The sequence below is a fragment of the Acinetobacter sp. S54 genome (genome assembly GCF_016624945.1).
Lineage (GTDB): Bacteria > Pseudomonadota > Gammaproteobacteria > Pseudomonadales > Moraxellaceae > Acinetobacter.
This window is the reverse complement of record NZ_JACVUI010000006.1, coordinates 55062-67657: the sequence shown is the minus strand read 5'-3', so window position 1 is coordinate 67657 and position 12596 is coordinate 55062. Positions and strand designations below refer to the sequence as shown.

The following is a 12596-nucleotide window of genomic DNA, read 5'->3' as shown; positions in this document are numbered from 1 at the left end:
GGTCCAAATTATTTATTATTCGAAAATTTATGTACATCATAAGCAGGCTCATCGCTAAGGATTTGAATAAAGGGACCAATTGAATGTGTGGTAAGTAAATAGGGATTAAATTCATCAATATGATTTTCATGAAAAAAATCTTTGATTTTTTGATTAAGTGGAGCAAATTTCATGCTCCATTTTTCAAACAGGGGCTTTTCAAGTTCAGCATAATAAAGAATTTCACAATGAGTATGTCTCTGATCCTTTACGATTGTATTGTAAAATAATTGATCAATATTTGTTTTCTTGCCTTCTATATATTGTAAGAAATATCCGTGACCGTAATAAAGCACTCCTGTAATATCATTTAAAGAATTAAACTTTATGGACTCTGTAAGAATATTCATTAGATCTTGTTTAATAGAGTTATGATCTTTATTGGTTTTACTCGCATACATCATGCTTACTAAAGTCATTTTGGATCTCAGTATTTTTTAAAACTAGATTTATATCATTAATATTTATCACTTATAATTAGTATTATTGTAAGTTTTAATCAAAAATTTTAGAACCATACTTATACAAAGTATCCACTTTTAGTTGTGTGAATTTGTTAATATAAATTGAAAGAAACAGCAAGTGATTTACACATTATGGAGAATCATCAAATTATTCTTCAAGATGAACATAAGAATCGACATAAAATTGTTAGAGTGCAGGATGTATCTTTCAATACACAAACGCTTATGAATACATATCAATGGCTTTGGGTTTTTGCAGAAAGTTCTGAGTTTTTCCCTTTTGAATTATGGGAAAAACTGAATCAAGTTAAAGTTCATGAAACGATTTTTCATGATCATAAAAAATTTAAAGTGGTGAATATTTTAAAAATAAAAAAATTAAAGTACTCATGACTGATCCATTTAGCTTATCGAATTCATTACAACTGTCATCTATACTATTCAAGATGTTTATTTCTTCGTCAAAGCCTATTACCTCCCCTGTAATCCAAAGATTACAAATGTTTATTTTTTAACCTACCTATAATATGTTTCTAATATTTTTCATAGACATAAAAAATTGTATGCTTTGATAAAAAAAATAAAAATAGAATCTAGTCTTTTGCACCAAAAATTTAAGTTTTTGTATTTAAAAGAATTTAACTAAACCCGTTTAGCACATAACTATTTTTTAAAATTAATTTGAATTACAAGAATTAGCTAATTTCTTAAAAAAAGGATAGTATGTCTTATGTCACCCCTCCTCTAAATTTAATCTTTGTTTATTAATAAGATATAAATTTTATTCAATTTCTATTGCTCATCTTTAGTTGAAATGTGACATTTTTTATTTAAGGAGTGTGCAATCATGAAAATCCAGTTATGTTATGCGAGTACTCGTAATCCAGAATCAGATGATCTTTTACAGGATCTTAATGATATTTTGACCATAGCTCGAGATTTTAATAGTCGTCATGATATTTGTGGTGTGCTCTACTATGCTGATGGCTCCTTTTTTCAATGCTTACAAGGTGAAAAAGAAATTGTCGAACAACTTTTTTCTGATATTCGTAGAGATGAGCGGCATTGTGAAATTGTTTCATTTGAAATTTTAGAGATCGAAGAAACTAATTTTAAAGATTGGTCTATGAAATATGTACAACGTAACTCAGAGATCAATAAGTTTTTCAAAAGCATGAATTTTCAAACATTTTCCCCTTCGATCCTAGATACAAAAACGCTTCCCATTTTTTTAAATCATCTATACGATGCAGATCAAACTCAAATAAAACAAAAAGTTGGAATGAATAATCGCGGCGTAAATAAATATATTTAGCGATAAGTATTAATGATAAAAAATGTTGAGCTTTTACGGTGAGGCATTTTAATTAATTGATTGAAGTTAAGCTCAAATTTACTTTAAATCCGAAAGAAATGCTTTTAGCTTGAGACAAGCTATAAATGTATTTGAAATGATAAACAAGATTCCCATTTCAAAATTGCATATTATTGATATATTTTAAATAATATTTTTTGGTCTTAATATCCAGGTTAAAATAAGAAAGTGAGTGCCAATAATTATCCAACTTAATATGTACATCAGTTTTATATTTGTTAAATTTTCATTGGCTCTTTAATTTTTCAAATAAAACCAGATTAATTCTGCGTCAGAATATTCAGCCCCATTCGGGGACCAAAAGCACATAAAGTTTTGATTAGGCCCTTTATTGCTTTAGGGCGTTGACCCTGACTAATACGACGGAACTGCGCTGCATGCCATGCTAATTGCAAGTATGCATCAACTGGTTTAAAGCCAATAGCAGGAACTTTTTGAGACGCCTTAACCGATTGCCCTGCCAAAAGTTGTGTAGCAATATCTGGTTGCATAGCAAAAGGTCGGGCCAAACCAACTAGATCCACTGTTCCATCCGCAATAATCTGATTCATCAATGCCACATTTCTGAGCCCGCCTGTAAGCATCAATGGTAGTTTACTCTGTGTACGCAATGCCCTCGCATAATCAAGAAAATAGGCATCACGTTGTGTCTGACGCCCAGGCATATACCCTAATTGTGCGGGTGATTCGTAATTTCCCCCCGAGATTTCAAGAAGATCAATTCCCTCTTTTTCTAATGCCAGCGCGATCTCAACAGATTCTGCTTGAGTTAATCCGCCTTTCTGAAAATCAGCCGAATTCAGTTTTACACTCAATATCTTGTTCGCCCCTATTGCTTTACGAACTGCTTTAACTGTTTCAATCAACATCCGTCGTCGATTTTGTGCATTGCCCCCCCATTGATCATTACGGATATTAGATAAGGGTGACAAAAACTGAGACAGTAAATATCCATGTGCAGAATGTACCTGTACGCCATCAAAACCCGCCTTGACGGCCAATGCTGCTGTTGTAGCAAAACGCTGAATCTGCTCATAAATTTCAACTTCGGTCATTGCTCTGGGAATGCGTACAATATTCAGCGCAGGTAAATCCAGCCCAACCGCTGACGGAGCGATTGGTTTTTTAAATAGCGGCAACACTGCAACACGACCAGGATGATTAATCTGCATAATGATCTTACTATCATTAACGTGTGCAGCATGTGCCCAAAGCTGATTCGCCTGTAAAAACTTTTCATCTTCCAGCACCACGTTTCTTGGTTCTACAAATGCACGGTGATCAATCATCACATTACCTGTGATCAGTAACCCTGTTCCACCTGTGGCCCATGCTGCGTAAAGTTGCTGTAAATCAGTTGTAGGTGAACCATAACGATCAGCAAGTTGCTCACTCATGGCAGCTTTAGCAATACGATTTGGTATTTCCACACCACAGGGTAAACGTAAAGATTGCTGAAGTGCTGACGGGGCTTGTTTTGCAATTCGTGTATTCATTATTCATTCCTGTTTAAATTTTATGCATTAATGAATTGCATATTTTTGTTTTAATTGTTCAGCCATTACACGGTTGTCGTGTTGCCACGGATGAAAACTCAATGCAAAAAAATCCAGATAATCACGACTGATTTGACTCACTACCCCTTTAGGACCTAATAAATAGTTAAGTCCATACAACCAGCTACCAATATTGCGCTGTTGTCTGGTGTGCTTCAACATTTCATAGGTGCCTCTTGAAGTAATCACCACAAAGAAAAATGTCGTTTCCAACATGATGAGCCTTAAAAAATACGGACGATTGACCAAGGATTGATAAACATCAAAAGCGACTGCCTTATGTTCAGTTTCTTCAATGGCATGCCAAGCCCAGATTTTGCGTAAATGAGGATCAAAATGATTTAAATGTTCTGGTTTCTTACTGATAAAATAGTCTGACAGAATCGCTGTCAAATGTTCCATACATACAGTCGAAGCCAGTTGATGGGCCGGTGACAACCGCGCTTGCATCATCCGATTCATTTTCTTGAAACGCTTATAGATCCGATCAACTGGATAACCTCGACGTCGCATTAAATCATTAAGTTGGTCATGTTCCTTACCATGATGAGCTTCTTGTCCAATAAATGCTCGAACCTGTTTTAATAATTGAGAATCCTGAATCTGTGCCTGATAGAGACGAACACTATGAATAAACTGCCGTTCTCCATCAGGAAAAGCGCTGGATAAAGCGGCCATAAATCCAGTAAGCAAAGCATTATGTGAATACCAGAATTCGGCGATATTATCTGTAAACTCCAGATCTAACTGCCGTACAGGAAAATCTATACGTGCTGAAATTTCCAGTGGACTCATTTTAGTCTGTCTTATTGCACTATTCATCATTTACGCTCCCTGTTTACAGAACACGCGGATTAAATTGGCGCATTAAAAACAATGGAGTGCGCCATCTTGGAATTTGCATAGGAGGAATAAAACCTCCAGATAAATCGACACGATGCAAACGAGCATCGACTACGCACCCTAGCCCCATATCATGCAAAGGATCATTTTCTGTTCCGCTAAAATGTAGTTTCATTTCAACCTGACGCACTTCAATTGGATGCTCTTGCGGCGTAAAACGAATCTCCCTCGGCAGCCCTATCCCCAAACAACCAGAAATATTGCGATGTGGTAAGCCCAGAATTGGCGGAGCATTATGTAAAGGTTTCCCTAACTGAGCCTCCATCTCGATGAGTACTGTGCCACGACGTGATGCTTGACTTATAATCCGTGTGCCATCATTGTCCCAACTAATTTCACCAATTTTTTTGGGATATCCGAGCAACTCACGGCCAATAATCATGGCGCGATCATCATCCAGAATCATCCAGGGGCAAAAGATTCCTGTTTTTTTGCCCACTTTTATATGCACGAATAATCCCGCTTCGTGATAGGCATCTGTATATACATTGTCCGGAAAATAAGCACAGAAAAGATCAGCTCGATAGGGAGTGGCAAGTTTGATCCCTGCTGGTAACCATTTCGCCATTTTTTTAGGATCAATCTCAACCACTGCGGTGAGGTACTGTGCATTGTGATAAATCTTATTGCCTAAACGAGCCAATCGAAATGGTGTCTTTAAATCTTGAATAAATTGTTTCATGACTTCAATCTCGAAAATACTTGTTTAAGGATGGGCAACAAAATGACGCGAGGGGTATAACGTCCACCCAAGGTTTGCGCCTGAGCAATAAAACCAGGAATCACAATACGACGATTACGCTGCATGCCTTGTATAGCCTCTTTGGCAACCCGTTCGGCACTCACCCAGACTAAATTTCCCCCGACACCCTCAATTTTGCTAATACCTGCAACATCAGTAAAACCTGTACGCGTCGGCCCAGGAGCCAACAAGGTACAACTTACCCCTGTTCCCTTAAGTTCACTATGTAAGGATTCTGCGAATGAATTGGCAAATGCTTTAGTAGCAGCATAAGTTGCATTAGTAGGTGTAGGTTGATGGCCTGAAGTAGAACCTACAATCAAAATTGCCCCTGACTTTTTTGCAATCATTTGTGGCAAAACAGCTAGCGTTAGGTCATGTACTGCAACAACATTTAGTTCAACTTGTTCACATTCACGGTCAGCGCTTAGTCCATGTAAGTTGCCAAATGTTGCGAAACCTGCGTTATTGCAAAGAATACTGACCTGAATATGTTGAAGATAATCTCTAAACTTTGCTCTTTCATCACGATTGGCTAAATCGCACGAATATACATCCACTTGTATATGATGACGCTGTGTTAATTGTTGTGCTAACTGTTCTAGCTTATCCCCACGTCTTGCAACCAATAGCAAAGCATACCCTTGTGCTGCAAACTGCTTTGCTAACTCCTCTCCAATACCTGAGGAAGCCCCAGTAATCACGACTTTAGAATCTTTTTGTACGGATGGGAGTGGCATAGTTTGATCTCGACTCAAATACTTGAACTAGTATTCATCGCTTAAAACTTGAACGTGAGATGCAGTTGAGACATAATACTAATCAGATCAGGCCAAATATTAAAATATGAAAGACCCTTTCTTACTGAACAGTGCCAGTATTCCAGTTTCCTACGTACTTTTATTATTAGAAATTATGGCTGATAAAAACTTCTGTACACGGGAACTGGTTAAAAAAAGCAAAATTTCTCCACATCTACTTCAAGACAGTAATGCACGCGTTACCCCCAAACAATGGTCACGGTTGGTCTGGGAAAGTTTGAGGTTGGCGGGTGACACAGGGTTAGGGTATGAATATGGTCTACGCTTGCGGTTGACCGCACATGGCCCCATGGGTTTTGCACTGATGAGCTGTAAAAATCTTAAACAAGCAATTGAACTTACGATTCAATTTTTCAGCATGCGCTTACGGCACTATCAATTGAGTTTTACTGAAAATATCGAACAATGTACGGTGATCATCAATGAAGTTCATCCAGTCATGAGTAAACAAGTTGAGCAAGTATTTCTATTAAGACGTTTTTTTTATGAATGTTTATTAATCGGGACAGCGCAGGCAGGAAAATTTTTATCTCAATATAGTTTTGATGATATTGAAATCACAGTAGATTGGGCTGAACCTGACTATCATCAAAAATTTAAAGATTACCTTCCAAACATTCAGTTTGACCAACCAAACAATCTCATTCGCTATCGAACCCCTGCTTTATTAACCCCATTACCAATGGCAGATTCTGTTGCCTATCAGCAGGCTTTACAGCAATGCAAAATTGAACAATTACGTTTTGTTAAAAATATCAGTGACATCCTCACCAAAGTCAAAGCAGAGTTAACCCTCACTCCATATGAAGGATATCCCGAATTAGACAAAGTTGCACAGAGAATGGCTATATCGAGTCGAACTTTGAAACGAAACTTACAACAACTAGGAACTTCTTTTTCAGAACTTCTCGATGACATTAAATATAAAGAAGCACAAGCATTATTGTTGAATGCAGATATGGAAATTCAACAAATCGCTGTTTATTTTGGATATGAACAACCGACCAACTTCACACGTGCTTTTAAAAAATGGAGTGGAATAACTCCTATTCAGTATCGCAGAAATTTAGGATGAGTTGATATTCTCTAACTCACCACTTCTTAAGCTTTTGAAAAGTCACGTTGAAATTTTATATTAAGGTTGGTGCACTACATATATAAATTTAATTATAAGCTGCTAACGTTAAATCATCTTCATGAATGAGATTGATCTCAATACTGGCGTGTACGATTTCTTCATGAATAGATAAAGCCTGTTTGATATCTTTAGGCGTCAAAGAATGATTCGATGTTTGTAAGGATAAAATACAAGAAAATTTTCCTTTCCCGACTTGCCAAACATGCAAGTCCACAATAGTGATCTTCCTATCAAGCTGATCAATAACTTCTTTTATTTCCTCGACAACTGGCTCTTGCATTTCAGCGTCCAAAAGGATTTTTCCAGTTTGTCGAATCAATCCCCATGACCATTTGGCTACAAGGACTGCCCCTACAATTCCTAATAGCGCATCTAAAAAATTCCATCCAAAATATTTACCTGCAAATAGTGCAATAATGGCAAGTACAGAAGTCGCAGCATCTGCTACAACATGAATAAAAGCAGCTTTTTGGTTTAGATCCTGATGGCCATGTTCGTGATGATGTGAATGAGTATGTTCAGCATGATCATGCGAATGGTGATGTGAATGATCATCGTGTAACAACCACGCACAAATTAAATTAATGATTAAACCTACGATAGCAATCCCGATAGCTTCGTTATAGTAAATGGTCACAGGATTAAATAATCTTTCGACTGAACTAAAGCACATCAAGATCGCAACCACCATTAAAAGTATGGCACTACTATAACCAGCCAAAACTTCAATCTTCCAGCTACCAAAACAGAACCTAGAATCCTGTGAATAATAACGCGCCGCTCGATAAGCCAGATATGCAAGTCCCAATGCAACCATATGAGAGCTCATATGCCAGCCATCAGCCAATAACGCCATTGAGTTAAACACCATCCCACCAGAAATTTCAGCAATCATCATGATCCCAGTGAGTAAAGTTGCCCATAGAATTTTCTTTTGAGCCAACGGATTACCTTTGTCAAATTGATGATGATGTTTGTCTAGCAAAATATTATTCGTCATTTTTTAAAAAATCCAATATACTCCCCCAGAGTATATTTAAATTATTTGAGTTCGTCTATGAGCCACCTGCACGACAATCGCAAAATCTTAAATCGGATTAAAAGAGTACAAGGCCAAATGAATGCGGTTCATACGGCTATGACCAATGAGGACGTTTCGTGTATAGCGGTTTTACAACAAGTAGCGGCTATCCGTGGCGCGATCAATGGTTTGATGAATGAATTAGTGGAACAACACTTAAAAACTCATGTATTGGAAGACAAATATAATGAACAGGAACTGGAAAAATTTCTGGAAATATTGAAAAAGTACAATTAGTAAAGAACAAAAATTCGCTATAAATGAGATCGAGATTTAAGCTCTAAAACTAGACATCCAGCGATCCCTAGCATTTGACCGCTTTAGAAGAAAATTGAACTTTCAAAGAAACAATTAGTTTTATCAATAATTTATATCATTTTTTTATTTCAAATGCCCTTAACAAATGCCATAAAGTAAATCAATCATTTGTAAAAGTGGCTTTTTATGTATTCAGAATCCATTGGGTGTTTCTGCAAACCTCAGACGAGTAAAACATGAGATTTAATTATCGAAAAATATCCTCTACATAGGAATGCTTCACACCTCTTTCATGGAATTTATTTTATAAATTAAAACCAATATAAAACTAAAATAAATAATTATTAAATATTCCTCAAAAACCAATTTCAGCATATATTCTATTTATTAAATTTATCTTCATAATTTCTACACAATTTATATTTTAATAAAAATAAGCACATATTATAAAAAATAATTCTTAAGACTTACTTAAGCTTTATTTTTTTATTTTTAATCTAAAAATATATGCATTTTTTATACTAGTTGTTAAAATAACGTTTTATATTGGATAATAGAATCATCATGGAAAGTCATCATTTAGAAGAAGTTGTTATAAATATTTTAAAAAAAGCAAAATTGCGAGCCACTTTACCCCGGATTCATGTAGTAAAGACATTAATCGAAGCAAACAAAGAAATAACAGCTTATGAAATTGAAAGAAAAGTCGCTCAAAAAAATAGCAAAAATGTATATATATCAACAATATATTCATCACTAAGAGCTTTAGAGATGGCTGGGGTAATACAGCGCTTTAAAATAGGCGACCAGCAAGCTTATTACTCAATAAAAAAACAAAATGGATCTATTCGTTTATATTGTGAAGAATGTGAAAAAACCTACTTACTAGATAATAGTGATATTGAGAAAAACATTCTTAATCTTTCAGAAAATAGAAATATATCTATTAAATCCTTTTCTTTATTTATACAGATAAAATGTGAAGAATGTATGAAGAAAAAATAAGTAAAATCCCTACTAATAATCATTATTATTAAGCATAAAATATTTAAAAATATTATCTTTTTTTATAAATTTATCGAAAATAACAATGTAAATATATTGTATCTATAATTAAGAATCATTACTATTCGCATACTGTTTATTATTGACTATTGGGGCAAGAATGTCTTTTATCAAAACGCGAAAGAAAATTGTTTCATCTGCAATTGCTTCTTCATTATCAGTGGTCGCTGTACCTGCATTTGCACAAGAAAATGTGACCCAACTTCCTACAATCCAAAGTGCAGCAACAGCAACCCAACAAGAATCTTTAAAAGTTGATAATTCTGCGAATGCAAAATTTGTTGCTCCTTTACTCGATACACCGAAATCTGTTTCAATCATTTCTCAGCAACTTATTGAAGATACCAACGTTACAACGTTAAGCGATGCGTTGCGTAATGTACCGGGTATTACATTAGGCGCAGGTGAAGGCGGTAACCCAAATGGCGACCGTCCGTTTATCCGTGGTTATAGTTCTGAAAGTTCAATGTATATTGATGGCATGCGTAACTCTACTTCACAAAATCGTGAAATGTTTGCGATTGAACAAGTTGAAGTCACCAAAGGATCTTCATCTTCAATGGGGGGTGCCGGTTCAGTCGGTGGTAGCATCAATATGATTTCTAAAGTAGCCAAAAAAGGCGACTCTTTAGAAGGTTCTATCCAAAATGGTACAGATGACTATCATCGTATTACCTTAGATGCCAATAAAGACTTTGGTAATGGTATTGCTGCGCGTGTTGCAGTAATGGGTCATGAAAATGACAAAGCAGGACAAAGTGATGGTACAGAATATAAACGTGCCGGTATTGCACCAAGTATCACGTTCGGTCTGGACAGTGCTACTCGTGCCACTTTAAGTTACTATTACTTAAGAACAGATGATACTCCTGACTCTGGTGTTCCTTATAACAACCCAAATAATTATGCTGCTGGTTCTGGAAAGCCAATTGATGTTAAACAGGGTATTTATTACGGCTGGAAAGACCGTGATTTTCAAAAACAGGAAAACCAGATCGGTACCATCAAGCTTGAACATGATTTGACTGATAGCATAACGATCAGTAATACGGCCGTTTATAACAAATCTAAAAATGACTATGTATGGACTCAACCAGATGATAGTCAGGGTAATTTTATTAACTCAACAACAGGTGAATTAAAAGATACAGGTATCTGGCGTCGTGCGAACAGCCGTATTACAGACACTGATACTTTTTCTGATCAGCTGTCTTTAGCGGGTAAATTTAATACTGGCACATTCAAACATAGCTTTAATGTGGGCGCTGAATATAGTAAAGCTGAGTCAGATAAAGGTAGCTATACCGTTACGGATCCAAATACCAAGTCAATTACTGGCGCAGTTGCAAATGGCGCATGTAGCTTAGGTTTAACCGCTTCCAATGGCTGGTGTACGTCGACCTTCAATCCTAATTCAAGTGATCGTTTCCTCGGAACAATTACTGCTAACAAGGCCGTAACAACGACAACCTCTGAAACGACATCTGTCTATTTATTGGATAGCATTGAATTTAACCCACAATGGTTGTTAGATCTGGGGGTACGTTGGGACAAGTTTGATACTGAGTTAAAAACTAATGCGACTGGTGCTACATTAGAAAACAATACAGATTTCTTTAGTTATCAAGCTGGTTTAACATTTAAACCAACGGAAAATGGCGCTATCTATGCAAGCTATGCAACTTCAGCCAACCCTGTAGGTGCCGATGCTGGCGATGGTTCTGAAACAGCAGTCAGTGCAAACAATCAAGATCTTGATCCAGAAAAAGCACGTACCTTTGAAGTTGGCACCAAGTGGGATCTTTTAAACGATAAACTTAATTTAACGGCTGCCATTTTCCGTACCGAGAAGCAAAATACACGTATTCAAATCGACCCAACTACTTATACGAATGGTGGGAAAAGTAAGGTTGACGGGATCGAACTTGGTCTAAACGGAAATATTACGGATAAATGGGCGGTATCAGCAGGCTATACTTATTTAGATAGTGAACAAACTGATCCAGGACCATCATGCTCACGTACTGGTGTATGTTCTCCAGATAACCCAGCTAAAGGTAAAAACCTTCCAAACGTTCCAACCAACAGCGCCACACTCTGGACCACTTATAAAGTATTACCACAGCTTACTTTAGGTGCAGGTGCAATCGCGATGGACAAAGTTTACGGCAACGCTGCCAATACAAAATGGGTGCCGGGTTATGTACGTTATGATGCCATGGTACGTTACGACGTAAACAAAAACATTAATTTACAGCTAAATCTAAATAACCTGACCGATACCCGCTACTTCAGCAAAGCTTATGCTTCTCACTTTGCAACTGAAGCAGAAGGCCGTAGTGCTGTAGTCGCATTAAACTTTAAGTATTAATTCCATATTTTAATTATGGGATTTGGGATAAAATAGCCTCATCGTGAGGCTATTTTATCCTTATTTATTATGAGCCACTCATCTGGCAGGTAGTGTAATGATTCATCATATTCCAAATGTCTTAAGCAAAGAACAAGTTCTGTATTTCCGCGAAGAAATGAGCAAGATTGAATGGGTCAATGGAAAAGTTACCGCTGGAACACTTTCAGCTACAGTCAAACAAAACCAGCAGCTTCCAGAAGATCATCCTTTAACCCATCATTTAAGTAATATAATTTTAGAATCCTTAGGACAACACCCTTTATTTTTATCTGCTGCCATTCCTTTGGATATTATTCCTCCTCTTTTTAATCGATATGAAAATAATGAAGCCTTTGGTTTTCACGTCGATAATTCGATTCGCAGAATCCGAGGAAGTAATGAACGGTTAAGAACTGATTTATCTTGTACTGTGTTTTTAAGTGAGCCAGACGAGTATGACGGTGGCGATTTGGTGGTTGAAGACACCTATGGATATCATGAAGTTAAACTTCCCGCAGGTGATATGATCTTATATCCATCCACTAGTTTACACGAAGTCACTGCGGTCACTGCTGGCTGTCGTATTGCTTCATTTTTTTGGGTTCAAAGTATGGTCAGAGATGATGCAGAACGTTATATGTTATTTAATCTGGATCAAACGATACAAAATTTGCGGATGCAATTAGGGGATAAACATCAGGAAGTAATCAAACTCACCAATTTGTACCATAATTTAATGCGTAAATGGGCCGAGTTATAATT

The 12596-nt window shown here is 36.5% G+C and carries 13 protein-coding genes; 7 read left to right on the top strand and 6 right to left on the bottom strand.

All coding sequences use genetic code 11. The features are described 5' to 3' along the window. Positions 1-8: 8 nt before the first annotated feature. A complete protein-coding gene (locus IAE20_RS10705; RefSeq protein ID WP_200482335.1) occupies positions 9-458 on the bottom strand; it encodes a BLUF domain-containing protein in 450 nt (149 codons plus the stop codon). A gap of 177 nt (positions 459-635) precedes the next feature. Here IAE20_RS10705 and IAE20_RS10700 point away from each other — a divergent pair, with 177 nt between their 5' ends. After that, entirely contained in the window at positions 636-896 is a 261-nt protein-coding gene (locus IAE20_RS10700) for a hypothetical protein (protein ID WP_200482344.1), read from the top strand. 454 nt (positions 897-1350) lie between these two features. After that, complete coding sequence (locus IAE20_RS10695) at positions 1351-1818, top strand: BLUF domain-containing protein (protein WP_200482336.1); 468 nt, start codon at positions 1351-1353, stop codon at positions 1816-1818. Between the two features lie 320 nt (positions 1819-2138). Here IAE20_RS10695 and IAE20_RS10690 read toward each other — a convergent pair whose 3' ends face one another. Genes IAE20_RS10690 through IAE20_RS10675 form a run of 4 tightly spaced genes read right to left on the bottom strand, consistent with a single transcriptional unit; the run spans position 2139 to position 5819 of the window. Further along, complete coding sequence (locus tag IAE20_RS10690) at positions 2139-3374, bottom strand: NADH:flavin oxidoreductase/NADH oxidase family protein (protein ID WP_200482337.1); 1236 nt, start codon at positions 3372-3374, stop codon at positions 2139-2141. A 27-nt stretch (positions 3375-3401) separates the two neighbouring features. Further along, the gene (locus tag IAE20_RS10685) at positions 3402-4259 is read right to left on the bottom strand and encodes a metal-dependent hydrolase (protein ID WP_200482338.1); all 858 of its coding nucleotides are present in this window, start codon (positions 4257-4259) and stop codon (positions 3402-3404) included. A 13-nt stretch (positions 4260-4272) separates the two neighbouring features. After that, positions 4273-5019 (bottom strand): acetoacetate decarboxylase family protein, encoded by a 747-nt coding sequence (locus IAE20_RS10680; RefSeq protein ID WP_200482339.1) that lies wholly within the window; start codon positions 5017-5019, stop codon positions 4273-4275. Next, positions 5016-5819 carry an SDR family NAD(P)-dependent oxidoreductase gene (locus IAE20_RS10675; RefSeq protein ID WP_200482340.1) on the bottom strand — a complete coding sequence of 268 codons (804 nt, stop codon included), beginning with the start codon at positions 5817-5819 and terminating at the stop codon, positions 5016-5018. The genes IAE20_RS10680 and IAE20_RS10675 overlap by 4 nt, the downstream gene beginning before the upstream one ends. A gap of 106 nt (positions 5820-5925) precedes the next feature. Here IAE20_RS10675 and IAE20_RS10670 point away from each other — a divergent pair, with 106 nt between their 5' ends. Continuing rightward, entirely contained in the window at positions 5926-6975 is a 1050-nt protein-coding gene (locus IAE20_RS10670; RefSeq protein ID WP_200460747.1) for a helix-turn-helix domain-containing protein, read from the top strand. Positions 6976-7063: 88 nt separating this feature from the next. On the opposite strand, the gene dmeF is transcribed toward IAE20_RS10670, so the two are convergent. Beyond that, positions 7064-8038: a CDF family Co(II)/Ni(II) efflux transporter DmeF gene (gene dmeF, locus IAE20_RS10665; protein WP_200482341.1), complete on the bottom strand. Its 975-nt coding sequence runs from the start codon at positions 8036-8038 to the stop codon at positions 7064-7066. A 57-nt stretch (positions 8039-8095) separates the two neighbouring features. Here dmeF and IAE20_RS10660 point away from each other — a divergent pair, with 57 nt between their 5' ends. The 4 genes from IAE20_RS10660 to IAE20_RS10645 all read left to right on the top strand — a co-directional run bounded on the left by IAE20_RS10660 (position 8096) and on the right by IAE20_RS10645 (position 12594). Further along, complete coding sequence (locus IAE20_RS10660; protein WP_200460749.1) at positions 8096-8356, top strand: metal/formaldehyde-sensitive transcriptional repressor; 261 nt, start codon at positions 8096-8098, stop codon at positions 8354-8356. Positions 8357-8941: 585 nt separating this feature from the next. Continuing rightward, the gene (locus IAE20_RS10655) at positions 8942-9382 is read left to right on the top strand and encodes a Fur family transcriptional regulator (protein ID WP_200482743.1); all 441 of its coding nucleotides are present in this window, start codon (positions 8942-8944) and stop codon (positions 9380-9382) included. Between the two features lie 160 nt (positions 9383-9542). After that, on the top strand, positions 9543-11813 hold the full coding sequence (locus IAE20_RS10650; protein WP_200482744.1) for a TonB-dependent receptor: 2271 nt from the start codon (positions 9543-9545) through the stop codon (positions 11811-11813). A gap of 97 nt (positions 11814-11910) precedes the next feature. Further along, the gene (locus IAE20_RS10645) at positions 11911-12594 is read left to right on the top strand and encodes a Fe2+-dependent dioxygenase (RefSeq protein WP_200460752.1); all 684 of its coding nucleotides are present in this window, start codon (positions 11911-11913) and stop codon (positions 12592-12594) included. Positions 12595-12596 lie beyond the last annotated feature (2 nt).